Genomic DNA, 22,725 nt, shown 5'->3' on the forward strand with positions numbered 1-22,725 from the left:
GGTGACGGGTGTCGTCACCCGCGGCGAACCGGTCCGGTGTCAGCCGTCGATGCGGTGCGTGGTCCAGAAGGAGGACAGGTCCGTGGTCGTGGCGGCCTGGGCGGCCGCCTTGAACTCGGCCGTGGTGGAGACCCCGTACCAGTGCGAAGTGGCGTAGTCCTTCAGCAGTTTGGCCATGGCCGTGTCGCCGAGGACGCGCCGCAGGTCGTGCAGGGCGCACTTGCCGTAGCCGTAGATGACGGTGGAGTACCGGGAGGAGTGGGTGTCCCAGTAGGCCATCGAGTTGCTGATCTTCTCGGCCGAGGAGGCCCAGGAGACGCTGTTCCAGCAGCCCGTGCCCGTCTTGTTCTGGGCCAGGTCGGTGGCGTAGTCGGTGAACGCCTCGTCGAGCCAGGGGTTGTTGTACTGGTCGTCGCCGACGATGCCGTACCACCACTGGTGGGCGATCTCGTGGGTGAGCGCGGTGGTGCTGACCAGGTCGAGGACGAAGCCGGGGTACTCCATGCCGCCGAACCAGAAGTTGTTGTCGATCACCGCGTCCAGTTCGCCGTACGGGTAGGCCCCGAACCGGGCCGAGTGGGCGTCGACGGCGGACTTGGCGGTGGTGAGCATCGACTGGGCGTCGGCCGAGCTGATGCCCGAGACGGAGTAGACGTTGACCGGGGTTCCGGAGGCCGAGGTGCCGGAGATCTTGGTGAACGGACCCGCCGCCCAGGCGAAGTCGCGGACCTTGGAGGCGGTGGCCGTGGTGACCGTACGTCCGCTGGTGCCCGGGGTGTCGACCGAGCCGCCCGTGGCCGGCACGAGGAGGGTGCTCGGGTGGTCGAGGGCCACGGTGAAGTCGGCGGCCAGCGAGTAGAAGGACTCGCCGTTGTTGGTGTACGGGTCCAGGTGCCAGCCGGCGCCGTCGCGGACCGCGAGCACCGGCAGGGCGTTGCCGATGAAGGCGAAGGCCCCGTCGTAGCCGAACCGGTCGGCGCCGCTCTTCACGGTGATGCCGAGGTCGAAGCCGATCGTGGCGCTCTGCCCCTGGGTCAGCGGCGTCGGCAGGGTGATCTGGAGGGCGGTGCAGCCGACCGAGAGCGCGCCCGCGGTGCCGCCGGTGACGTTGCTGACCGCGATGGGCATGGCGGAGCAGGTGCCGTGGTAGTTGTCCCAGAGCCTCAGGTACACCTCGCCCAGCGGGGTGGCGGAGGCGTTGGTGAAGGTGGCGCTCTCGTGGCCGGTCCAGACGGTGCCGCTCGCGTTGCTGCTCAGGCTGACGTTGTACGCGGGCGCGGCCGGCGTACGGGTGGAGTCGCCCGGCGGGGTGGTGTCGCCGGAGGTGTTGAGGGCGACGTCGTCGACGACGAAGCTCGTCTGGAGGCTGGAGTCCTCGGTGCCGGTGAAGACGAGGTTCACGGTCTGGCCTGCGAAGGCGGAGACGTCGAAGGTCTTCTGGGCGTAGCCGGTGTTCTTGTCGAGGTTGGAGTACGTCGCCAGCGTCGTGGTGCCGATCTTCGCCGTCAGCTTGTCGTACTTCGTCGACGTGGTGGTCTCGGTGGTGGTGATGCGCAGCCAGAAGGTGAGCGAGGCGGTGCTGCATCCGGCCGGGATGGTGACGCTCTGGGAGAGGGTGTCGGTGTGGGTGCTGCCGACGCCGTTCAGCCAGGCGAAGTAGGTGCCGCCGTGGGCGCTCTGGCCGGCGCGGTTGGTGATCACGCTGGTCTGCGACTGGGTCCAGGGCGAAGTTCCGCTTTCGAAGCCGCCGTTGACGACCGCTTGGGTCGGTGTACAGGCGGCGGCCGCGGCCGGAGCGGCCGTGGCCTGTGTGGCGGGAAGTGCGGTGGCGATCAGCGCCGCTACGGCGAACGCGGTCGCGGCGATGACCTTGTGGGGGGTCGATCTCACACGAGACTCCTTTGAAGCGGCCGGGTTCACGGCCTGCTCGGTGGCTGCCCGGCCGGCCTGGGTGCGCCGGAGGCAGCCGTGGGGGTGACGGCTGCCGGAAGCCTGGCAGATTTGACCGGAGCATGCCATGAGCGGCGGGTAAAGGGTTCGCCTACCGGACGGAGCGGCCCGATACCCGGGCGGGCCGCGCGGGGCCTACGCGTCCCGCCCGGCGAACCACTCCCGTGCCGCCTTCGTGTGCAACGGGAACGCCAGCTCCTCGGGGCCGCGCAGCACGTGCCAGCCCGTGGTCTCGTCGGTGGCGGCGGAGACGGGCAGTTCGGCGACCGGGCGGACCGGGAGGAGGCCGAAGACGAGCAGGTGGCCGGCCGGGGAGGTGTGGGCGCCGGCCAGGGTGACCTCGGAGGCGGGGGCGTGGATGCCGGTCTCCTCGCGGAGTTCGCGGACGACCGACTCGCGCCAGTCCTCGCCGAAGTCCATGAAGCCGCCGGGGAGGGCGACGCCGCCGCGGGCCGGCTCGATCGTGCGGGTGATGACCACCAGGCCGGTCCCCGCCCCGTCCTCGACGGGGAGCAGGGCAACGGCCACGGGGAGCGGGTTGCGGTAGGTGACGGCGCCGCACGAGGAGCACTCGCGGGGCCAGTCGGCCGAATCGAACAGTGCTCCACAGGTGGAGCAGTGCGAGTCCCTCAGGTGTGCCGGCATGCGGCGATGGTATGCCAAGGGGCATGCGAATGCTGGTTGTTGTGAGCTGCGTGGGAGCCCTGTCGGCCGGGGTTCCGACCCCCGGGTTCACGGCCCTGTCCCACGTCGATCCGTCGATCGGCCAGGACATGCGGTACGCGACCGCCCACAATTTCACCGGCGCCGTCGTGGACGGCTACGAGGAGCCCGTCTGCCTGCTCGCACGGCCCGCGGCCGAGGCGCTCCGGCGGGCGCAGCGGGACCTGCTGCGGCGCGGGTACTCGCTGCTGGTGTACGACTGCTACCGGCCGCAGCGGGCCGTGGACCGGTTCGTGCGGTGGGCCGGGGACGCGGCGGACCGGTCGACCAAGGCGGAGTTCTACCCCCACGTGGAGAAGGACCGGCTGATTCCGGAGGGGTACATCGCCGAGAAGTCCGGGCACAGCCGCGGGAGCACGGTCGACGTGACGCTCACCGACCTGCGCCGCGAACCGCTCGACATGGGGACCCCCTTCGACTTCTTCGATCCGCTCGCGCACACCGACGACCCCCGTGTCGCCGGCCCCGCCCGCGATCACCGCGAGCTGCTGCGGAGCGCGCTGGCGGCCCGGGGGTTCGTGAACCTGCCCGAGGAGTGGTGGCACTTCACGTACAAGCCGGAGGCGTTCCCCGATACGTACTTCGACTTCCCCGTCTCTGTCGCGGCCGTCCGGCCCTGAGTACGTTGCTCGGCATGACTTTCAGCTCGTACGAGGAATTCTGGCCCTACTACGTCGCCATGCACTCCCGCTCCGCCACCCGGTGGATCCACCTCACCGGCACCCTGACCGGCCTCGCCGTCACCGCCTACGGACTGGCGCGCGGCCGCAAGCGGTACCTCGCCGCGCTCCCCCTCATCGGGTACGGGACGGCCTGGCCGGCGCACTTCCTGATCGAGGGGAACAACCCGGCCACCTTCGGCAATCCGGGGTGGTCGCTGCGCGGGGACGCGCAGATGATCCGGATGATGCTGGCCGGGCGGGACGCGGAACTGGGCGAGATCGCGCGCAAGTGGCTCGCCGAGAACCCGTGCCGGGACCGCGTTCCCGTGACAGACTTCTGACGGCTCGTCAGATATCTGTTTCGGGAGGGGTCTTGGAACGCACACGCACACCCGTCGTCAGCGGGTGGTTCACCGAGGACGACGCGGACGGCGGCTTCCGCCTGCTCGGCACGCGCTGCTCCGCCTGTACGGCGGTGTTCTTCCCGCGCGAGGACGCGTACTGCCGCAATCCGCGCTGCCCCGGCGGCGGCGAGCTCGCCGAGACCGCGCTCTCCCCGCGCGGCAGGGTCTGGTCCTACACCGACGGGCGGTACCGGCCGCCGGCCCCGTACGTGTCCGACCCGGACGCGCCCTGGACCCCGTACACCCTGGTCGCCGTGGAGCTGGAGGCCGAGGGGATGGTCGTGCTCGGCCAGGCGGCGCCCGGGGTCGGCGTCGGCGATCTGACGGTCGGGATGGAGGTCGAGGTGGTCGGCGGCGTACTGAACGAGGACGCCGGCACCACCTGGACGACCTGGCAGTTCCGGCCCGTGGGGGTGGGCGCGTGAGCGGCACCTCCGCAGACGTGGCCGTCCTCGGGGCCGGCATGCACCCGTGGGGCAAGTGGGGCCGCAGCTTCGTCGAGTACGGGCGGGCGGCCGCCCGGGCCGCGCTCGACGACGCGGGGCTCCAGTGGACGGACGTGCAGTCCATCGTCGGGGCCGACACCGTGCGCTCGGGCTACCCGGGCTACGTGGCGGGTGCCACCTTCGCCCAGGCCCTCGGCTGGCAGGGCGCCCGCGTGACCAGCGTGTACGCCGCCTGCGCCTCCGGCGCCCAGGCCATCGGGGCGGCCCGGGCGCAGATCCTGGCCGGACTCGCCGACGTCGTCCTGGTGGTCGGGGCGGACGCCGCCCCCAAGGGGTTCTTCGCCCCCGCGGGCGGGGACCGGCCGGACGACCCGGACTGGCTGCGCTTCCGGGTCCTCGGGGCCACGAACCCGGCGTACTTCGCGCTGTACGCCCGCCGCCGGATGGCCGTGTACGGGGACACCGGCGAGGACTTCGCGCAGGTCAAGGTGAAGAACGCGGCGGCCGGGCTGCTGAACCCCAACGCCCGCTACCGCAAGGCCGTGACGGCCGAGGAGGTCGCCGCCTCGGCGATCGTGGCCGATCCGCTGCGGCTGCTCGACATCTGCGCCACCTCCGACGGCGGCGCGGCGCTCGTGCTGAGCAGCATGGACTTCGCGCGCTCCCGGGGGATCGCGGACCCGGTGCGGATCCGGGCCGTGTCCACGGTGACGCCCACGTATCCCCGTACGGTCCTGGACCTGCCGGACATCGCCACCGACTCGACGACCGCGGTGGTGCCCGCGCCCGGCTCCTTCCGGTCCTCGATCGCCCGGGCCGCCTACGAGGAGGCCGGGCTGGGGCCGGAGGACCTCTCGCTCGCCGAGGTCTACGACCTGTCCACCGCGCTGGAGCTGGAGTGGTACGAGGACATCGGCCTGTGCGGCGAGGGCGAGGGGGCCAAGCTCGTACGCGAGGGCGCGACCGCGCTCGGCGGCCGGATACCCGTCAACACCAGCGGCGGGCTGGCCTCCTTCGGCGAGGCGGTGCCCGCCCAGGCCATCGCGCAGGTGTGCGAGCTGACGTGGCAGCTGCGGGGGACGGCCGGGGAGCGGCAGGTCCCGGGGGCGCGGGCCGGCATCACCGCGAACCAGGGGCTGTTCGGCCACGGGTCGGCGGTCGTGGCCGTCCGGTAGCGCCGGACCGGTGGCTCGGAGCACGGCCCACCCCCGGATACGATGCTTTGAACGCGTTCAAGCAGTCGGAGTCGGGGTGGGTCATGCGGGCCGTCGCACGAGAGGACGTTCGGCCGGGCAGCGTGTCGGGCAGCGTGCATCCGTGGCAGCTGGGTCTGGTGGTGTGCGCCGCGGTCACCCCGCTGGTGCCGCTGGTCATGTGGCCCACCATCGTCTTCGGCTTGGCGACCGCGGCGGTGGTCGCCGTGCCGCTGCGCTTCCGTGCCCGGCCGTCCGGCTTCGGCTGGGCCACGGGGGTCGTCGCCGCGCTGCTGCTGCCCTGGTCCGTGCTCGGCGCCATGTTCGGGATGTTCTTCTTCCTCCCTTCGGCGGTGCAGCTCCTGCTGGCCGCCGGGGCGGACCCGCGCCGGCGGCCGACGGCGGCCAAGGTGATGGCCTGTGCCGGTCTCCTGCTGTCGGTGCCCGCGCCGGCCGTCCTCGCGACGGGATGAGCGCGGCTCGCGCCGTGTGCCCGAAATGCCGCGGGCGCGGGCCGGCCGCGGTACGCCTCCCGGCCGCGCCGCGGCCGGCGAAACGGGGGCGCGGCCGCTGAACAGCCGCTGTTGTCCGAACGCTTGACGGCCCTTGGCGGCGGGTTCACACTCTCTCCACGGTCCCGCTCCGCGACCGGGATCCCGAACCCCCCATGAGAGCTGCGGCCGGTACCCCAGTCGGCGGGGGTACGGGCCGCCTCCATGTCGCCGGGCCGCGGGCGGCCCGTACCGGCGGGCGGGCTACGCCCCCGCCGTCAGGCTCCGCCGCCGGGCCCGGGCCAGGGTCATCGCGTGCTCGACGACTCCCACCAGGACGTCCTTGACCGACTCCCGGTCCCGCGCGTCGCACAGCAGCACCGGCACCTCGGGGGTGAGGTCGAGGGCCTCCCGTACGGAGGTCACCGGGTGGCGGTCGGCGCCGTCGAAGCAGTTCACCGCGACCAAGAAGGGGATCTCGCGCCGTTCGAAGTAGTCGATGGCGGCGAAGCAGTCGGCGAGGCGGCGGGTGTCGGCGAGGACCACGGCGCCGAGCGAGCCCTGGGCCAGCTCGTCCCACAGGAACCAGAACCGGTCCTGTCCGGGCGTGCCGAACAGGTACAGCACCAGGTCCTCGCGGAGCGTGATGCGCCCGAAGTCCATGGCCACGGTGGTGGTGCTCTTGCCCTCCACTCCCCCGGTGTCGTCGACGCCGCGGCCCGGCTCGGAGAGCCGTTCCTCCGTCCGGAGCGGTCTGATCTCGCTCACCGCACTGACCAGGGTGGTCTTGCCCACCCCGAAACCGCCCGCGACCAGGATCTTGAGGGTCAGCGGCTCGACCGGCGACACGGCATGCATCGCGCCGGTGCGGCTAGAGCGCCCGAAGGCCATCGATCACCTCACGCAGAATGGATTCATCGGGCAGTTCGGCCGGGGGTACCGGCCTGGTCACGTGGACCAGTTCGTCGGCGGCCAGATCACCGATCAGGACGCGCACGACACCGACGGCGAGGTCGAGCTCCGCCGCGAGTTCCGCGACGGACTGGGGGCGTTCCCGGCACAGCCCGAGGATGTGGGCGTGTTCCGGGGACAGGGTCGCGTCCCAGACCGGGTCGTCGGCCGCGGGCTCCGCGACGACGAGCGCGATGAGGTCGAGCCGGTGCTGGCCGGCGTGACTGGTCCGGCCGCGGGTCATCGCGTACGGGCGCACCACGGGACCCGCGTCGTCGTCGAACCACTGCTCGGCGGCCGCGGCGGGGGTCTCCTCCGGGGTGCCGCCGGCGACCGCACCGGGGGTGCGGGCGGGGTGGTCCTGGCCTGGTTCGCTCATGCCGTCCGTCTCACCCTCCGGCGGGCAGCCCGGTGCGCGGGGCGGTCGCCAGGTGGTCACCCACGCGCTTGACCATGAGGGTCATCTCGTACGCCACCTGGCCCACATCGGAGTCGGCGTCGGCGAGGACCGCCAGACAGCTGCCGTCGCCGGCCGCCATGACGAAGAGGAACGCCTCGTCGAGCTCGACCACGGTCTGGCGGACCCTGCCCGAGTCGAAGTGGCGGCCGACGCCCTTGGCCAGGCTGTGGAAGCCCGAGGCCACGGCCGCCAGGTGCTCGCTGTCCTCCCGGGTGAGGCCCTTGGAGCTGCCGGTGGGCAGGCCGTCGCCGGAGAGGACGACCGCCTTGCGGATGCTGGCGACCCGGTCGACGAGCTCGTCGAGGAGCCAGTTGAGCGAGCCGGAGCCGCGGCCCCTGGTGTCGTGTCCGGACTGCGGTGCGGTCATCGACCGTCCCCTTCGTTCTCGTATCCGGGGCCGTCGGCGGCAGGGGTGCCTGCCTCGGCCGCGGACTGCGGTGGTGCTTGATGCAGTGCGTCGTGCTGCGGTTCCTGGCGGGCCGGGCCGTCCTGCTCCGCCCGCTGCCTGGCGTGCTGGTCGCGGCCCGCCGTCCAGCCGCGCTGGAGGGCGGACATGCGGCGCCGCACCTCCTCCGCGTCGCGGTCCTCGGCCGGGTCGGCGGCGGCGGGTGCGGGCGCCGGGGCGTCCTTGAGCTGGGGTGCGAGGCTGGCCTGGCGGACCCGGCGGGGCAGCCCGGCGGACGGGGCCTTGCCCGGAGCGGCCGGGGCCGGCGTCTGCGTACCGTCCGGGGCGGGGTCCGGGACCGCCGCGACCGGGCGGGGCTCCACGCGGCGGCCGTGCTCGGCCACCAGGGTCGGGGTGGGGCGGCGGCGCGGAAGCGGTACGGCGCCCGGGGTGCGGGGGCCGTCGGAGCGCGCCGGGTCCTGGCGGGTGGGCTCCAGGCGGACCGGTCCCGTGGGCGGCAGGGGCTCGCGACCGCGCTCGCGGTCCCGGTCGTGGAAGCCGTCGCGGCCGGGGTGACGGTCGGCGAGGCGGGCGCCGGCGTGGTCGGCGGTGCCGTCCACGGACCGCTCGCCCGTACGGAATCCCCCGCGCTCCCCGGAGTTGTCCGCGGCCCGGTCTCCCATCCGGTCCGCGAGGCGGTCGCCCTTCCAGCCGCCGCGGTCGGTGTGCCGCTCCGCGTGCGGGCGGCCCGCCGGGCGAAGGCCGAGCAGGGCGCTGCGCGAGGTGCCGTTGGGCGGAGTCTCGTCGTCGAGGGTGGCCATGACGGGCCGGCCGCCCTTGGTGCCGATGCCGCTTCCGGTGACCCCGCTGAGTCCCGCGATGCCGCTGGGGACCTCGTCCAGGGCCGTGACGGGGTCGTCCAGCCCCAGCAGGCCGATCGGGGCCTCCAGTTCGACGGGGCCGCGCAGTTCGGCGCCGGCCGGGAGCCGGCGGTCGGCGGTCGCGCCCTCGACGGCCGCGGCGGGCCGGGCAGGGCCGCCCACGGCCTTGCCTCCGGCCAGCCGGATGCCGGTGCCGTTGGTTTCGGGAGCCTCCGTCAGCAGGGCCACCGGGAGGAAGACCACCGCGGTGGTGCCTCCGTACGGGCTGGGCTGGAGGCCGACCTTGACCTCGTGGCGCTGCGCGAGGCGGCTGACCACGAACAGGCCGAGCCGGTCGGTGTCGGAGAGCTCGAACTCGGGGGTCTCGGCCAGCCGGAGGTTGGCGTCGAGCAGGGCGTCCGGGTTCATGCCCAGGCCCCGGTCGTGGATCTCCAGGGTGAAGCCGTTGGCCACGCGCTCGCCGAGGACCTGGACCGCCGTGTGCGGCGGGGAGAACACCGTCGCGTTCTCCAGGAGTTCGGCGATGAGGTGGGTGACGTCGGCCACGGCCGGGCCGGCGATGCCCAGGCGGGGCAGCCGGCGCACCTCGATGCGCTCGTAGTCCTCGACCTCGGCGACGGCGGCCCGTACGACGTCCATCAGCTGGACGGGCTTGCGCCACTGGCGGGAGGGGGCGGCGCCGGAGAGGATCACCAGGCCCTCGGCGTGGCGGCGCATGCGGGTGGTCATGTGGTCGAGGCGGAAGAGGTCGGCGAGTTCCTCGGTGTCCTCGGTGCGCCGCTCCATGGTGTCGAGCAGGGTGAGCTGACGGTGCAGCAGCACCTGGTTGCGGCGGGCCAGGTTGACGAAGACCTCGGAGACGCCCCGGCGGAGCTCCGCCTGCTTGACGGCGGCCTCGATGGCCGCGCGCTGGAGGCTGTTGAGGGCCTGGCCGACCTGGCCGACCTCGTCCTTCTCGTACTCGAGCCGGGGCGCCTCGGTCTCCACGTCCACCTGCTCGCCCGCGGCGAGGCGGCGCATCACGCCGGGCAGGCGCACGCCGGAGACCTCGTGGGCCTCCTTGCGGAGCCGGGAGAGGTCGCGGATCAGCTCGCGGCCGATGCGGACGGACAGGATCAGGGAGACGAGCAGGGCGATGAAGCCGAGGATTCCGGCGACGGCGGCCTGCACCAGGACGTCCATGGCCACGGGCTCGACGCGCTTCTGGTAGCGGTCTCCGGCGGCGGTGCCCATGGCGGCGAGGTCGTCGAGGACCTTCTGCGACGCTGCGTCCCACTGGGCGGGGGCCACGTTGCGCGCGGTCTTGCCGGGGCCCGCCGCGATGAACCGTTCCTCCGCCTCGCGCAGGGCCCGGCTCTCGGGGTTGTTCCAGTACTGCTCGAACAGGTCGCGGTCGGCCGCCGGGAGGATCGCGAGGTTGAACTCGTAGAGCAGTTTGCGGTTGGCGACGAAGTCGGTGACGCGCCGGATGTCGGCCGGGCTCACGTTGCGGGCGGCGAGGGCCGCCGCGACGACCGCGTCCTCGCGCGAGAGCGTCTCGCGGGCGCGGGTGATGCCGACCAGGGCGCGGCCCTGCTTGTCCATCTCCACGTTCTCGAGCGCGTGGAGGTTCATCAGGAACTCGTAGCAGGGGTCGACGAGCCGGTCGTAGAGCTCCAGGGCCTGGCCCGTGTCGAGGGAGCCCGAGGAGTCGACGGCGCCGCGCAGCGCGCCGATGCCGTGGAAGGCGTCGAGGATGGAGCGCAGGCGCTGGGCGGCGGCCGGGCTGAGTTCGTCGACGACCTCGGGGTCCTCGGCGTCGGCGGTGAGCTTCGTGATCGCCTCGTCGGTGGCGGCGCGGCGCTTGGCGAGCTCCGATGTGGCGGTGGAGGCACGGGGGTCGCCGATGACCACGAGGGTCTGGCGGCGCTCCTTCTGGATGACCCGGACGACGTCCTCGATGGGGTAGCCGACCTTGTCGATGACGTAGGCGACATCGAGGAGTTGGACGGCCTCACGGCCCGTGAGAACGGTCGCGAAGCCCCACAGGGCGGTCAGGGAGACGAGCGGCACGAGGAGCAACGCCACGATCTTCCGGCGGATGGATTTCCCGCGAAAGCGCATGGCCTCCCCAGCCTCCCCAGCTCAACCCCGTTGTCGGGGGTCGGTGTTCCGTCATTTAAACGGCGTGAGCCTACTACTGCCACGGCGCAGGTTCGAAGGCGTGTCCGGACCTTTTCGGCCTGCGGCTCGCACGAAGATCACGAGTTGTCCGATAGCTCCCGTCGGGAGCCGACCGATATGTGGCACATGACACCTGGTGCGGCGTCAGTTCCCGCATGAGAATGGATGGCTGGAATTATTCGTTCCGCCGCAATGCGGAGCACTGTGGGGGCCCGGGTTCCGGGAATCTCCGGGCCGCTTCTTGCGTCCGGTGCTGTGCCCGGCGAACCTTCCCGGTCACGGCACCAGTTGTTCGAGGCAGGTATGCCGGGCGCATCGGGGGGAAGCAGGGGAGCATGGGGACGAGGTACGAGGACCACGGCGCGGGACCGGGAGCACCGGGGCGGGCCCTGTGGGTGGACGCGCCGGCCCGGCGCCGGATGCCGGATCCGGTGCGGGTGTCCGCCGTGCGCGCGGTGATGGTCGTGGCCGTGACGCTGACGGACGCGACGATCGCGTTCTTCCTGACGGTCACCGGTTCCTGGCTGGCCTTCCCGCTGGTGCTCACCGGGATAACGGGCACGGTGGTGGCCACCTGGGCCGTCCTCGACGTGCTGATCACCCGGCAGACCTGGAACCAGCGGTACGGCGTCGTCTCGGAGCCGAGCAGCACCGCGCGGGTCTCCGCCCGGGAGCGGCGGAAGGCGGACCGGCAGGCCCGGAGGCCGGAGCGAATGCGCGAGCGCGGCGAGACCTCCGGCGCCGCCTGGCCTCCCCCCGCCGGCGACGGCCGCTACCGGACCGGCACGGGCGGAGGGTGACCCGTACGGCAGGCCTGCCGCTCGGCTCCGACCCGTCCGACGCCGACCCGTCCGGCGCCGGACGGAGTCCGGCGCAGCGGCGCGAAGCCGGGGAGGCCGCCTGCGGCCGAGCCGCGCGAGCGGCGCGTCAAGAAGGAGAAGGCGCGGTGCTGCGGCGGAACATGCGGGTCGCCGTGATCTCCCCGTGGATCGTCTCCTCGTCCGGGGACTGCTGGGGCAGGCCCGGGCGCAGGTGTTCCTCGACGCTGATGTATTTCAGCCCCGCCCGCAGGTCGGCGTCGTTGCGCAGCCGGATGACCAGCGGGAACTCGGCGAGGGCCGTGGTGTCGAACAGGCCCGTCGTGTAGAGCAGCTGGACGCCGAGCGCGTCCGAGACGGCCCGCTGGAGTTCCAGCAGGTACGTGGCGTTCGCGCGGCCGATCGGGTTGTCAAGGAACAGCGTGCCCGCGTGCCGGTGCTTGTCCCGCCCGCGGTCGTTGCTGCGCAGTGCCGCCATCGTGCAGTACAGCGCGATCGCGGCGGTGAGCAGCTGGCCGCCGGAGAAGACGTCGCCCATCTGGCCGACCGGGACCCGCTCGGCGCGCAGCACCGCGTCCGGCTTCAGGATCTCCACCGCGATGCCCTTGGGCTCCAGGGCCGCCTGGACCCCGTGGAGCAGCAGCGACATGCCGTCGCGGCGGCCCTCGCCGAAGGAGGCGGTGCTGTTCTTCTTCACGGCGGAGCGGGTCGCCTCGTCGATGACCTCGCCGAGCCGTTCGGTGAGGGTGGCCTGGTCGGGCTCCTCGAAGCGGATGCGCAGGAACTCCTGGCCCGACCACTCTCCCAGGCCCTCGGGGAGCTGGGAGAGCCGCTGGGCGGAGCGCAGGGTGGCCAGGGCCGATTCCACGAGTCCGCGCAGCCGGTCGACGATGCTGTCGCGGTTGCGCTCCAGCTGCGCCAGCTCGTCGGTGAGGACGCGCAGCCGGGGGGCGAAGGCCACGGCCCAGGCCGCCGCGTGCTCGGGCAGGGCCGAGGCGGGCAGTTCGCGGATCTGCTGGCGCGCGGGGGTGCGCACCTGCTCGTAGCGGTTGGCGTTGGCGTGCCGGACCAGGATGTCGCTCGCCTCGCGCACCGCGGCTTCGGCGGCCGACAGGTCGGCGGCGCAGGCGCGCAGGGCACGGCGGGCCTCGGCGGCCGACCGGCGCGCCTCCTCCAGGGTGCCGGCGTGGGAGACCGGCTCCTGCTCGTCCTCCTGGTGGGTGTGGTCGCGCAGCAGGTCGCGGAGCAGGGCCGCGGTCTCGTCGAAGCCGCCCGCGCCCTCCTCGGCGGTGCGGTGGGCGCGCAGCAGGTCGGCGTGGGCCGCGCGGGCGGACTCCACGGCGGCGGTGTGGGCGGCGAGCTGCGCGGTGGCGGTGCGGAGCATGGCCTGCGCGGCGTCGACGTCCTCGGGGATCAGTTCCTCGGGCAGGTCGGTGTGCGCCTCGCCCTCGGCGGGGGCGTGCCGTTCGGCCTCGCCGCGCAGCCGGCCGAGCTGCTCGCTGGCGGTGGAGGCGCGGGTCTCCAGCATCTGTACGAGGGCTTCGGCGCGGGCGGCCGCGGCCTGCCGGGAGGGGCCGTCGGCGCCGTCGGTGCCCTCGAGGAGTTGGGCGGCGCGGGTACGGACCTTGTTGGTCAGGCGGTCGAGCTCGGCGAGGGCGGCGCTCTCGTCGCTCTCGGCGCGGGCCTGTTCGGCGCGCAGGTCGGCGCCGACGCCGACCTTCTCGTAGAGCTGCGAGGCGGCGCGGTAGGCCTCGCGGAGGTCGGGGAGCGGGGCCTTGCGGGCGCCCGCTTCCCCGGCGGGGGCCTCGGGCAGCGGCTCGGGGGCTCCGGCGATCTCGGCGCGCTCGGCGCGCAGGGCGCGGGCGGTGCGGCGGGCATCGTCGGCGGCGCGCTGGGCGGCGCGTCGGTCCTCGTCGGCGGCGCGGGCCCGGTCGAGGCAGACCTCGGCGCGGGCCTCGGACTCGGCGGCGTCCTCGGCGAGTTCGCGCAGCCGGGCCTGCCAGCCGGCGCGCTCGCGCAGCCGGTGGGCGAGGCCGGCGAGGACGTCGGCCACGCGGCGGGCGCGCTGGGCGGTGTCCTGGCGCTCCTCGCGGATGCGGGCGGCTTCGGCGGCGGCCTCGTCGGCCTCGGCGCGTACGGTACGGGCCTGCGCGAGCTCGGCCTCGGCCTCCTCGGCGAAGGCGCGGGCGGCGGCGGCCTGTTCCGCGAGCTCGGCGAGGCGGCCGGGCGCGCAGCCGGCGCGCCAGGAGGCGAGCCGGGCGGCGAGCTCGCGGTCGCCGGAGAGGCGGGCGGCGAGTTCGCGGATCTCGGTGTCCCGGGCGGTGGCCCGCACGCGCAGCGCCTGGCGCTCCTCGTCGGCGGCGTGCTCGTCGTGCATGGCCGGGTTCGGCGGTACGAGGAACACGGCGTCGGCGGAGTCGCCGGCCGGGGGCACCGGCGCCAGCAGCGCCGCGGCGGTGCCGACGGCGACGGTGGAACGGGGTAGCAGGGCCGCGCCGGAGAGCACCTCGCGGGCCCGGGAGTGGGTGTCCGGGTCGGTGATGACGACGCCGTCGACGAGCTCGGGGCGGGCGGCGAGGACGGCGGCGTGGTCGGCCGGGTCCACGGACTGCGCGAGGTAGCGCCAGCCGGGGAGGGCCGGGATGCCGTGCTCGCCGAGGTACTCGACGGTGGCCAGGACGTCGGGGCCGGGCGGCAGCAGGCCGCCGTCGCCGAGGGCGCCGAGGATGCGGGAGTCGTCGGCGGCCGCGGTGCGCAGCTCGAACAGCTGGCGTTCGGCGGCGGCCACGGCGTCGGTGAGCAGGGTGCGCAGGTCGTCCGCGCCCCGGTCCAGGTCCTCGACGGTGAGCCGGCCGGCGGCGTCGGTGCCCGGGGCGCCCTCGTCACCGCGCGGGCGGGGGAAGCCGGGCTCCGGGGCTCCCAGGAGGGCCGCCAGGCGCGGGGATTCGGCGAGCGAGGCGGCGGCCCGGCGCTCGGCCTCGTGGGCGGCCTCGGCTGCGTCGGCGGCGTCCGCGGCGCGGGCGGCGGTCAGTTCGGCGCGGGATTCCGTGCCGGTGGCCTCGCGGGCGGCTTCGGTCGTGGTGCGGGCGGCCTCGCGGGCCTCGTGCCAGGCGGCCACGGCCGTCTTCTCGGCGTCGGCGGCGGCCAGGGCGGCGCGGGCCGGGTCGGCGTCGGGGGCGGAGTCGTCGAGCCAGCCGGCCCGGACGGCCTCGGCGGTCTCCTGCTGGACCTCGGCGAGGCGGGCGCGCAGGTGTTCGGCCTCGCTGCGGGCCCGCTGGGCGGCCGTGGCGGCGGCGGTGGCGTCGCGGTGGGCGGCCTCGCCGGTCTCCTGGAGGACGGCGGACCGCTCCTCCTCCTCGTTGGCGGCCCGCTCGCCCTCTTCGGCGGCGGTGTGCAGGGCCCGTACGAGCTCGGTGGCGGCGGTGGCCCGGGCGGCCAGCGCCGGGGCGGCGTCCCGCTCGGCCTCCAGGATCGCGGCGGCGACCCGGGCGGAGCGGTCGGCGGCGGCGCGGTGGCGCAGTACGTTCTCGGCGGCCTGCCAGGCTGAGTGCAGGGTGCGGGCTTCGAGGAGCTCGCGGCGCTGCGCGGCGGCGGCCTTGTCGGCGACGGTCAGGGCCAGCGAGGCGTGCCGGTAGGCGAGTTCGGCGGAGACGGCGGCGCTGCGCGAGCGCGCGGAATCGGCGGCGGTGACCTCGTGGGCGGCGCCGGTGACCCGCTGCGCGAGGTCGGCGGCGCGGCCGCGTTCCTCGGCGGCGCGGGCGGACAGCCGCCGGGCGAGGGAGCGGGTGCGGCGTTCGGCACCGGCGTGGACCTCGCGCAGCCGGGTCCGCGCCTCGGAGGCTTCGACGATCTTGGTGAGGAGGTCCACGGAGCCCGCGGTGAAGTCCCGTTCGGCCATCAGCTCGGCGCGGCGGCCGAGCTTGTTGCCGAACCCGTGGACGAGGTCGGCCAGTCCGTCCGTGTCACGGGTGTCGGTGACGGCGCGCAGCAGCAGGTCGGTGAAGTCGGAGTCCTTCTTCACCGCGAACAGGCCGGCGGCCTCGCCCTCGTCGGCGTTCATCTCGCGCTGGTAGCGGAAGAGTTCGGGGTCGAGGCCGAGCTCGGTGAGGTGTTCGTTCCAGCGGTCGTGGATCTCCTCGAAGTACACCTCGAGGTGCGGGTAGGCCTTGCCGGCCTCGGTGAGGGCGTCGCGGAAGCCCTTCATCGTGCGGCGGCGGCCGCTGGCGCCCGAGACGCCCTCGACGGGCGGGCGCACCGAAGTGGCCTCGGCCACCGGGAGGTTGTCCAGGCTCAGCCCCGGTCCGGGGCGGAAGGAGTACCAGGCCTCCGCGAACTTGCGCGGGTCGTTGGAGACCTGGCGGCCGCGCCATTCGCTGACCTTGCCGACGACCACGCACTCGCCGGTCTGGGTGTGCTGCCACTCCAGGGCCACGTGGCCGCAGTCGTCGGCGAGCAGGAACTTGCGCAGCACGCCGGAGCTCGCGCCGCCGAGGGTGTTGCGGTGGCCCGGCAGCATGACCGAGAAGATCAGCTTGAGCAGGACGGACTTGCCGCCGCCGTTCTCCAGGAAGAGCACGCCCGCGGGCGCGGGGCGGCGCGGCGGGCCGGTGGGCTCGTCCTCGAAGAACTCCGCCTGGGTGGGCGCCGGGTGGGGCACCGGCTGACCGACTCCGCGCAGGTCGAGCACGGTGTCGGCGTAGCGCGCACCGGCGGGCCCGATGGAGTAGAGGCGGATCCGGGACAGCTCGTACATGGCGGCGGACTCTCGTGGTCTCTCGTAGGTCGTACGGGTGCGGGGTGCGGGCGCGGGCTAGGCGTGGAAGGGCAGGCCGGCGTCGGCCGCGAGCTCCAGGTCGTCGCCCTCGGGCGGCGGCAGGAGGCTGGCGGAGCCGTCGCTGACGGGGACCACGCCCAGCTCCAGCAGCTCGGCCATGGCCGAGCTGCCCGCCATGTCGCGGACCTGGAGCTGGTAGCGGGGGGTGGTGCGGTAGGTGCCGCCGGCGTCGTCGCCGGTGCGCTGGAGGAAGCCGGAGTCGGTGAGGAAGGCGGCGGCCTTGCCGACGATGCCGGTGGTGGAGCCGGCCAGGCGGCGGGCGTCCTTGGTGGCGCCGGTGGCGCTGCGGCGGGCGTAGACCCGCCAGGCTGCCTCCAGGCCGGGGGCGTCGGAGGCCGGGTCGGTGTTCTCGCCGAGCTCCTCGGCGCGCTCCTCCAGGCGGCGGCAGGTCTGCCGGACGAAGGCGTCGACCCCGTTCACGGTGATCCGGCCGATGTAGCCGTCGTCGGCGAGGTCCTCGGGGCGCGGGAAGGCGAGGGCGGCGACGGCGAGGTGGGCGAGGCCGTGCAGGAAGCGGTCCGCGGAGTCGGCGGCGGCGCGGCGGGCGTAGTCGCCCATGCGGACGGCGAACACGGAGTCCTCGCCGGCGGCGACGGCCATCCCGGCGCGCGCGGACACCTCCAGGACGACGAGGCCCAGTCCGGTGGCCACGGCGTCGGCGAGCCGGGCGAAGGCGGAGTCGTCGCGGTAGCGGCGCAGCAGCTCGGCGTACTCGGCGTCGCGCGAGGGCAGCAGCTTGGGCTGGAGCCCGAACGCGACGAGCCGGGCCGCGTCGGCGGCGTCCGCCGGGGTCACGGGGGCGGTGGCCTGGCCCGTGCCGGTGGCCGCGCCCTGGCCCGTGACCGCGGCCGGGGCCTGGGCCAGCGCCTGTGCCGGTGCCGGGGCGTGCTGCGCGTCGGGCTCGCTCCACGCGGGGTGCTCGGCGTGGTGGTCGCTCACGGGTACGTCTCCTCGGCGGTGCGGGTGGTTCGGGTACGGGTGCTGCGGGTCCGGGCGGTACCGGTGTGGGCGCCGGGGCCCGGGGCGCCGCCGGGCCGGGCGGCGGACGTGGTCGCGCGGCGGCCGGACCGGGAAGCCGTTCCGCGGCCCGGCGGGGTCGGGGTCATGCCGCCTCCGTGCGGTCGGCCGTCATGGCCGCGGCGTCCAGGAGGGCGGTGCCGACGATGAGGTCCGCGCCGCCGAACTCCGGGTCCTCCAGCTCGGTGCCGTCGTCGACCGCGAACAGGAGGCGCTCCTCGCCCTGCCGGTAGGCCGTGCCCACCGCCGGGCTCGCCGCGTGGACGGCCAGCAGGGCGACCAGGTAGGGCAGGTCCGGGTCGGAGCGGCGGGCTTCGGCGAGGAGCCCGGACAGCCGGCGCGGGGCGTCGTGCGGGAGCTCCAGGAGCTCCATCGCGGCGGCGAGCTGCTCCTCGCTGAAGCGGCTGTCGTCGGGAGTGGCGATGAGGTCCGGTTCGGGCATCTCCGCGCCGAGGTGCTCCCGCTCCACCGGCGGGGTCAGCAGGATCTCGATCAGGTCGGCGACGCGCACCGAGACGGGGGTCCGCAGGCCGGCCCCGGCCGCGAAGAAGGCGTCGGTGACCCGGGAGGCCTGCCCCACCGGCAGCGGCAGCACGGGGGCGACGAGCTGCCCGTACAGGTCGATGCCGGAGCGCGGCGCGGGGGCCGCGAAGGCCTGGCGGTCCTGTTCGGCGCGGAAGAGCGGGCCGGCGTCCAGCAGCCGGGACTGCAGCTGCGTGTGGCGGCGGATGCAGTCCTTGACGATGTCGACGAGCTCGGCGGCGCGCCGCTTGTTGTCGGGCTCCTCCGCCTCGTCGCGCGCCTTGCGGATGTTGGTCAGGATCGCGTTCTCGTGCCGGTAGCGGTCGGCGACGTGGTCGAGGGCCTCGGCGATCATGTCGGGGACGGTCACCAGCCAGTCCACCGCCCGCACGTTGCGCCGGGTCGCGTCGAGCGTGCGGCGCAGGGTCTCGGCGTACTGCACGGTGCGGTAGCGGGCCTGTTCGGCGGCGAGCTGGGCGTCGGCCAGCCGGCCCCGGCTGATCAGGACCTCCAGCTTGACCTCGGCGGCGATCTGCGCGCTGGTGACGTCGGTGTCCAGGGCGCCGACCAGCACGTTGACGGCCTCGTCGGTGGTGCGCAGGTACACGGCGCCGCCGTGGCCCGGGACTTCCTCGATCAGCTTGAAGTCGTAGTCCCGGCGGACGTACACCCCGTCGGGGCCGAACGTTCCGTAGATCGCGCGGAAGCCCCGGTCGACGCTGCCGACGTTGATCAGGTTCTCCAGCACCCAGCGGGCCACCCGCTCGTGCTCGGCCGCGGGGCGCGCCGGCGCCTGGGCGGCGACGCGCGGCAGCAACCTGGCCACTATCTGCTCGTGGTCGGCTCCGGTGTCGAAGTCCATGTTGAGCGTGACGAGGTCGATCGCGGAGAGCGCGACCTCCGCCATCGCGTAGACCCCGTACTCGCCGGCCAGATTGGCCTTGCGTACGTCGAGGTCGTGCAGCGGGGCGGTGCAGGCGAGGGCGCGCAGCCGCCGGGCCAGGCCCTCGTCGGCGGCCGGGCCCGGCGCCGGGGACGGAAGGGTCTTCGCCGGGGCAGGGAGAGTCACGGGCAAAGACTAGGCGCTGACCCTGACAACATCCCAAACGGGATGGTTCGGCCCGATCGTCCCCGGGCCGTCGCGGCGGCACTCCGGGCCGTCGCGGCCGCCGTCCCCGGGCCGCGGTGGCGGCCTGCTCTACCCTCGCCGCATGGATTCCATGATCGCACCGACCCCGGTGATCGACCTCAACGCCGACCTCGGCGAAGGCTTCGGGCGGTGGACGCTGACCGACGACGAGGCCCTGCTGTCCGTCGTCACGAGCGCCAACGTCGCCTGTGGCTTCCACGCGGGCGATCCGTCCATCATGCGCCGCGTCTGCGAGCTGGCGGCCGCGCGCGGGGTGCGGATCGGCGCGCAGGTCTCGTACCGGGACCTGGCGGGCTTCGGCCGCCGCGCCATGGACGTGCCGGCCGGTGAGCTGGCCGACGAGGTGGCGTACCAGATCGGGGCGCTGGAGGTCTTCGCGAGGGCGGCCGGCTCGAGGGTGTCCTACGTGAAGCCGCACGGCGCGCTCTACAACCGCACGGTGCACGACGCGGACCAGGCCGGCGCCGTCGTCTCCGGGGTCCTGCTCGCGGCCGGGACGGCGGGGCTCCCGGTGCTCGGACTGCCCGGCTCGCTCCTGCTGGCCGCCGCCGCGGACGCCGGGCTGACGGCCGTCCCGGAGGCCTTCGCCGACCGCGCCTACACCCCGGCGGGCACCCTCGTACCGCGCGCCGAGCCGGGCGCCGTGGTCCACGACCCGGACGCGGTGGTCGCCCGCGCGGTCTCCATGGCCGCCCGGCACACGGTGACCGCCGCCGACGGCTCGGCCGTCCCGGTCTCCGCCCGCTCCCTGTGCCTGCACGGGGACACCCCCGGGGCGGCGGGCCTGGCCCTGCGCGTCCGGGAGGCGCTCGGCGCCGCCGGGGTCCGGGTGGAGGCCTTCGCGTGAGGGCCCTGGAGGTCGGCGCCGACGCCCTGCTGCTGGAGGTGGACTCCGCCGAGGAGGTGGTCTCGCTCCACGCCGAGGTGCTGCGCCGGCGCGACGCCGGCGAGCTGGGCGGCGTGCGCGAGGTGGTGCCCGCCGCCCGGACCGTCCTGCTGGACGGCGTGCGGGACCCGCGCGCCCTCGCCGCCCGGATCGCCCGCTGGGAGCCGGCCCCGCCCGCGGCTCAGGACGGGCCGCTGGTCACGGTCCCGGTGCGCTTCGACGGGCCGGACCTGGCGGAGGTGGCCGGCCTGTGGGGGGTGCGCCCCGAGGAGGTCGCGGGCATCGTCGGCGGGATCGGCTTCCGCGTGGCCTTCTGCGGGTTCGCGCCGGGGTTCGGCTATCTGACGGGGCTCCCCGAGGCGCTGTGGCTGCCCCGGCGCGCGACGCCCCGTACGTCCGTCCCGGCGGGCTCGCTGGCCCTCGCGGGCGAGTACGCGGGGGTCTATCCGCGCTCCTCCCCCGGCGGCTGGCAGCTGATCGGGTCCACGGACACGGTGCTGTGGGACCCGGCGCGCGAGCCGGCCGCGCTGTTCGCGCCGGGGGTACGGGTGCGGTTCGAGGAAGTGGCGGCATGAGGGCCCTGGAGGTCGTACGGGCGGGCGCGCTGACCACCGTCCAGGACCTGGGCCGGCCCGGGTACGCGCACCTGGGCGTCCCCCGCTCCGGGGCGCTCGACTCGGGGGCGCGCGCGCTGGCGAACCGGCTGCTGGGCAACCCGCCCGACGCCGCCGTCCTGGAGACGACCCTGGACGGGGTGGCCCTGCGCGCCCTGGGCGGACCGCTCCTGGTGGCCGTCACCGGGGCCCCTTGCGGGGTACGGGCCTGCGGGCGCGCGGCGCCCTGGGGAGCCCCGGTCCTGCTGCGCGCCGGGGCGGATCTGGAAGTGGGCCGGGCGGAGTCGGGAGTGCGCGGCTACGTCGCGGTGCGGGGAGGTTTCTCGGTGGAGCCGGTCCTGGGCAGCCGCTCGACGGACCTGCTGTCCGGCCTGGGCCCGCCGGTCCTGACGGCCGGGGCGCTGCTGCCGGTGGGCCCGCCCGGCCCGGAACCGGTGCCCGGGACGGACTGCGCGGCGCCGCCGGGCCCGCCCGCCGAGCTGGTGCTCCCGCTGCGCCTGGGGCCGAGGGCGGACTGGTTCGAGCCGGAGTCTGTGACCGGGCGGCTGCTGCGGGAGCGGTACCTCGTCTCGGCGGCCTCGAACCGCATCGGCCTGCGCACCGAGGGGCCGCCGCTGGTCCGGGCCCGGTCCGGGGAGCTCCCGAGCGAGGGGATGGTGCTCGGCGCGGTCCAGGTCCCGCCGGACGGCCGGCCGGTGGTCTTCCTGGCCGACCATCCGGTGACGGGCGGCTACCCGGTCGTGGGCGTGGTCCCGCCGGGCCCCGCCCTGGACGCGGCGGCGCAGGCGCGGCCCGGGATCCCCGTGCGGTTCGTGCGGAGCCGGTGAGCACCCTCGGGTGAGCCCGCGGGGCCGCTGGCCGCTGCCCGCTGCCCGCTGCCCGCTGAAACGTTTCCGCCGCCGGGAGCCAAGTACGGGTGAACGGGGCCGCCGGGGCCCCGCACACCGGGGAGGAAACGGGTGCGCAACCCACCACGGGAGGCCGGGCCACCGGATCTCACCACGCCCGAGGGGTTCGGCGGGTTCTACGAGGAACACGTCGACGCCGTCCTCGGCTTCGTCACGCGCCGGGTCGCCGACCCGCACGTGGCGGCGGACCTGACGGCGGACGTCTTCCTCGCCGCGCTGGGCTCCGCGGCCGGCTACCGGCCCGACCGGGGAGTCCCGGTCGCCTGGCTGTTCGGGATCGCCCGCAACGTCCTGTCGGGGCACGCCCGCGGCCTGGCCCGCGAGAGCGGGGCCATGGCCCGGATCGGCGGCCGCCGGCTCCTCGACGACCAGGACGTGGCCGCTCTGGAGGAGCGGATCGACGCCGAGCGGGCCTTCCGGGCCGTGGCCCAGCACCATGCCGCCCTGTCCGAGCCGCTGCGCGCGGCCCTCGACCTGGTCGTCGTCGACGGCCTGACCCCGGCGGAGGCCGCGCAGGCCCTGGGCGTCACCACGACGACGGTCCGCGTCCGCCTGCACCGTGCCCGGCGGGCCCTGCGCGCCGCCGATCCCGCCCCGCGTCCCGCCCGTGACCCGCAACTGGAGGCAGTCCGATGAGCAGCAGGCCCAGCGCGTTCGAGGAGCGGCTCAAGGCGGAGCTGATGGCCGTCGCCGCGGAGATGCCCCCCGCCGCCGCCCCGGTCCGTTCGCACGCCCGGCGCTACCGGATCCCGCTCGCGCTCGGCGCGGTGGCGGCCACGGTCGCGGGGCTGGTGGCCCTGCCGGTGCTCGGCGAGGACGGCGGTTCCTCGCCCGCCTACGCGGTGTCGAAGGAGGCGGACGGCACCATCTGGGTGCGGATCTACCACCCCGACGGGGTGGACGGGACCGTACGCGAGCTGCGGGAGCTGGGCGTGGCGGTCGCGGCGGTCCCCAGGCGGCCCTCCGAGCAGTGCCCGGCGAGCGAGGCGTTCCCGGCGGGGCTCACGCCCGGGGAGCGGGGCGGGCGGCCGGCCGGCGCGATGGACGCGAGCGCTCAGATGCTGATCACGCCGGAGACGGTTCCCCCCGGGCACACCCTCGTGCTGAGCACGCCGGCGGACGCGGCGGACATCCACGGGATCGGGTTCGGCGCCGTCGAGACGGCGAAGGTGCCGGCGTGCATCCCGGTCTACGCCGACCCCGCGAAGGCGCCCGTGCGCACGCCGGGCCCGGAGCGGGAGGCCGAGCACGCGGCCAAGCAGCGGGG

At 75.0% G+C, this 22,725-nt stretch carries 21 protein-coding genes; 11 read left to right on the top strand and 10 right to left on the bottom strand.

The window, feature by feature from the left end:
- Positions 1-39 precede the first annotated feature (39 nt).
- Entirely contained in the window at positions 40-1,890 is a 1,851-nt protein-coding gene (locus ACWGDE_RS17810; RefSeq protein WP_453389923.1) for a M1 family aminopeptidase, read from the bottom strand.
- A 195-nt stretch (positions 1,891-2,085) separates the two neighbouring features.
- Complete coding sequence (locus ACWGDE_RS17815; RefSeq protein ID WP_453389924.1) at positions 2,086-2,595, bottom strand: NUDIX domain-containing protein; 510 nt, start codon at positions 2,593-2,595, stop codon at positions 2,086-2,088.
- A 29-nt stretch (positions 2,596-2,624) separates the two neighbouring features.
- On the opposite strand from ACWGDE_RS17815, the gene ACWGDE_RS17820 reads away from it, so the two are divergent.
- The 5 genes from ACWGDE_RS17820 to ACWGDE_RS17840 are packed head-to-tail and all read left to right on the top strand — an operon-like array spanning position 2,625 to position 5,851.
- Positions 2,625-3,293 carry a M15 family metallopeptidase gene (locus ACWGDE_RS17820; RefSeq protein WP_453389925.1) on the top strand — a complete coding sequence of 223 codons (669 nt, stop codon included), beginning with the start codon at positions 2,625-2,627 and terminating at the stop codon, positions 3,291-3,293.
- A 14-nt stretch (positions 3,294-3,307) separates the two neighbouring features.
- Positions 3,308-3,676, top strand: a complete 369-nt coding sequence (locus ACWGDE_RS17825; protein ID WP_453389926.1) for an Mpo1-like protein — start codon at positions 3,308-3,310, stop codon at positions 3,674-3,676.
- Positions 3,677-3,708: 32 nt separating this feature from the next.
- Positions 3,709-4,164, top strand: coding sequence for a Zn-ribbon domain-containing OB-fold protein (locus ACWGDE_RS17830; protein ID WP_453389927.1), 456 nt, complete (start codon positions 3,709-3,711; stop codon positions 4,162-4,164).
- Positions 4,161-5,360 (top strand): lipid-transfer protein, encoded by a 1,200-nt coding sequence (locus ACWGDE_RS17835; protein WP_453389928.1) that lies wholly within the window; start codon positions 4,161-4,163, stop codon positions 5,358-5,360. Before ACWGDE_RS17830 ends, ACWGDE_RS17835 begins: the two co-directional genes overlap by 4 nt.
- Positions 5,361-5,407: 47 nt before the next feature.
- Positions 5,408-5,851, top strand: a complete 444-nt coding sequence (locus ACWGDE_RS17840; RefSeq protein WP_453389929.1) for a hypothetical protein — start codon at positions 5,408-5,410, stop codon at positions 5,849-5,851.
- Between the two features lie 282 nt (positions 5,852-6,133).
- Here ACWGDE_RS17840 and ACWGDE_RS17845 read toward each other — a convergent pair whose 3' ends face one another.
- Genes ACWGDE_RS17845 through ACWGDE_RS17860 form a run of 4 tightly spaced genes read right to left on the bottom strand, consistent with a single transcriptional unit; the run spans position 6,134 to position 10,649 of the window.
- Positions 6,134-6,760 (bottom strand): GTP-binding protein, encoded by a 627-nt coding sequence (locus ACWGDE_RS17845; protein ID WP_453389930.1) that lies wholly within the window; start codon positions 6,758-6,760, stop codon positions 6,134-6,136.
- Complete coding sequence (locus ACWGDE_RS17850; protein ID WP_453389931.1) at positions 6,741-7,199, bottom strand: DUF742 domain-containing protein; 459 nt, start codon at positions 7,197-7,199, stop codon at positions 6,741-6,743. The genes ACWGDE_RS17845 and ACWGDE_RS17850 overlap by 20 nt, the downstream gene beginning before the upstream one ends.
- 10 nt (positions 7,200-7,209) lie before the next feature.
- Positions 7,210-7,647, bottom strand: coding sequence for a roadblock/LC7 domain-containing protein (locus ACWGDE_RS17855; protein WP_453389932.1), 438 nt, complete (start codon positions 7,645-7,647; stop codon positions 7,210-7,212).
- Positions 7,644-10,649: a sensor histidine kinase gene (locus tag ACWGDE_RS17860; RefSeq protein WP_453389933.1), complete on the bottom strand. Its 3,006-nt coding sequence runs from the start codon at positions 10,647-10,649 to the stop codon at positions 7,644-7,646. The genes ACWGDE_RS17855 and ACWGDE_RS17860 overlap by 4 nt, the downstream gene beginning before the upstream one ends.
- Positions 10,650-11,044: 395 nt before the next feature.
- On the opposite strand from ACWGDE_RS17860, the gene ACWGDE_RS17865 reads away from it, so the two are divergent.
- Complete coding sequence (locus tag ACWGDE_RS17865) at positions 11,045-11,509, top strand: hypothetical protein (protein WP_453389934.1); 465 nt, start codon at positions 11,045-11,047, stop codon at positions 11,507-11,509.
- 127 nt (positions 11,510-11,636) lie between these two features.
- Here ACWGDE_RS17865 and ACWGDE_RS17870 read toward each other — a convergent pair whose 3' ends face one another.
- The 4 genes from ACWGDE_RS17870 to ACWGDE_RS17885 are packed head-to-tail and all read right to left on the bottom strand — an operon-like array spanning position 11,637 to position 18,969.
- Positions 11,637-16,280, bottom strand: a complete 4,644-nt coding sequence (locus tag ACWGDE_RS17870) for a hypothetical protein (RefSeq protein WP_453389935.1) — start codon at positions 16,278-16,280, stop codon at positions 11,637-11,639.
- A gap of 57 nt (positions 16,281-16,337) precedes the next feature.
- Positions 16,338-17,300, bottom strand: a complete 963-nt coding sequence (locus tag ACWGDE_RS17875) for a hypothetical protein (protein ID WP_453389936.1) — start codon at positions 17,298-17,300, stop codon at positions 16,338-16,340.
- The gene (locus ACWGDE_RS17880; RefSeq protein WP_453389937.1) at positions 17,297-17,467 is read right to left on the bottom strand and encodes a hypothetical protein; all 171 of its coding nucleotides are present in this window, start codon (positions 17,465-17,467) and stop codon (positions 17,297-17,299) included. Before ACWGDE_RS17880 ends, ACWGDE_RS17875 begins: the two co-directional genes overlap by 4 nt.
- On the bottom strand, positions 17,464-18,969 hold the full coding sequence (locus ACWGDE_RS17885) for a hypothetical protein (RefSeq protein ID WP_453389938.1): 1,506 nt from the start codon (positions 18,967-18,969) through the stop codon (positions 17,464-17,466). The genes ACWGDE_RS17880 and ACWGDE_RS17885 overlap by 4 nt, the downstream gene beginning before the upstream one ends.
- A 142-nt stretch (positions 18,970-19,111) precedes the next feature.
- Between ACWGDE_RS17885 and ACWGDE_RS17890 the strand changes: the two genes are divergently transcribed.
- From ACWGDE_RS17890 to ACWGDE_RS17910, 5 genes are all read left to right on the top strand, one after another.
- Positions 19,112-19,897: a LamB/YcsF family protein gene (locus tag ACWGDE_RS17890; protein WP_453389939.1), complete on the top strand. Its 786-nt coding sequence runs from the start codon at positions 19,112-19,114 to the stop codon at positions 19,895-19,897.
- Positions 19,894-20,511 carry a 5-oxoprolinase subunit B family protein gene (locus tag ACWGDE_RS17895; protein ID WP_453389940.1) on the top strand — a complete coding sequence of 206 codons (618 nt, stop codon included), beginning with the start codon at positions 19,894-19,896 and terminating at the stop codon, positions 20,509-20,511. The genes ACWGDE_RS17890 and ACWGDE_RS17895 overlap by 4 nt, the downstream gene beginning before the upstream one ends.
- Complete coding sequence (locus tag ACWGDE_RS17900; RefSeq protein ID WP_453389941.1) at positions 20,508-21,377, top strand: 5-oxoprolinase subunit C family protein; 870 nt, start codon at positions 20,508-20,510, stop codon at positions 21,375-21,377. The genes ACWGDE_RS17895 and ACWGDE_RS17900 overlap by 4 nt, the downstream gene beginning before the upstream one ends.
- Positions 21,378-21,509: 132 nt before the next feature.
- Positions 21,510-22,094, top strand: a complete 585-nt coding sequence (locus ACWGDE_RS17905) for an RNA polymerase sigma factor (protein WP_453389942.1) — start codon at positions 21,510-21,512, stop codon at positions 22,092-22,094.
- The coding region (locus ACWGDE_RS17910) for a hypothetical protein (RefSeq protein WP_453389943.1) at positions 22,091-22,725 on the top strand (635 nt) is incomplete at its 3' end. The genes ACWGDE_RS17905 and ACWGDE_RS17910, both read left to right, overlap by 4 nt.

The sequence above is a fragment of the Streptomyces sp. NPDC054956 genome (assembly GCF_053609185.1).

What these genes read in the sequence shown, in the direction of transcription:
- ACWGDE_RS17845 (WP_453389930.1), bottom strand. Translation starts at nt 6,760, where the DNA reads ATGGCCTTCGGGCGCTCTAGCCGCACCGGCGCGATGCATGCCGTGTCG.
- ACWGDE_RS17850 (WP_453389931.1), bottom strand. Translation starts at nt 7,199, where the DNA reads ATGAGCGAACCAGGCCAGGACCACCCCGCCCGCACCCCCGGTGCGGTC.
- ACWGDE_RS17860 (WP_453389933.1), bottom strand. Translation starts at nt 10,649, where the DNA reads ATGCGCTTTCGCGGGAAATCCATCCGCCGGAAGATCGTGGCGTTGCTC.
- ACWGDE_RS17870 (WP_453389935.1), bottom strand. Translation starts at nt 16,280, where the DNA reads ATGTACGAGCTGTCCCGGATCCGCCTCTACTCCATCGGGCCCGCCGGT.
- ACWGDE_RS17890 (WP_453389939.1), top strand. Translation starts at nt 19,112, where the DNA reads ATGGATTCCATGATCGCACCGACCCCGGTGATCGACCTCAACGCCGAC.
- ACWGDE_RS17865 (WP_453389934.1), top strand. Translation starts at nt 11,045, where the DNA reads ATGGGGACGAGGTACGAGGACCACGGCGCGGGACCGGGAGCACCGGGG.
- ACWGDE_RS17900 (WP_453389941.1), top strand. Translation starts at nt 20,508, where the DNA reads ATGAGGGCCCTGGAGGTCGTACGGGCGGGCGCGCTGACCACCGTCCAG.
- ACWGDE_RS17855 (WP_453389932.1), bottom strand. Translation starts at nt 7,647, where the DNA reads ATGACCGCACCGCAGTCCGGACACGACACCAGGGGCCGCGGCTCCGGC.
- ACWGDE_RS17880 (WP_453389937.1), bottom strand. Translation starts at nt 17,467, where the DNA reads ATGACCCCGACCCCGCCGGGCCGCGGAACGGCTTCCCGGTCCGGCCGC.
- ACWGDE_RS17820 (WP_453389925.1), top strand. Translation starts at nt 2,625, where the DNA reads ATGCTGGTTGTTGTGAGCTGCGTGGGAGCCCTGTCGGCCGGGGTTCCG.
- ACWGDE_RS17815 (WP_453389924.1), bottom strand. Translation starts at nt 2,595, where the DNA reads ATGCCGGCACACCTGAGGGACTCGCACTGCTCCACCTGTGGAGCACTG.
- ACWGDE_RS17825 (WP_453389926.1), top strand. Translation starts at nt 3,308, where the DNA reads ATGACTTTCAGCTCGTACGAGGAATTCTGGCCCTACTACGTCGCCATG.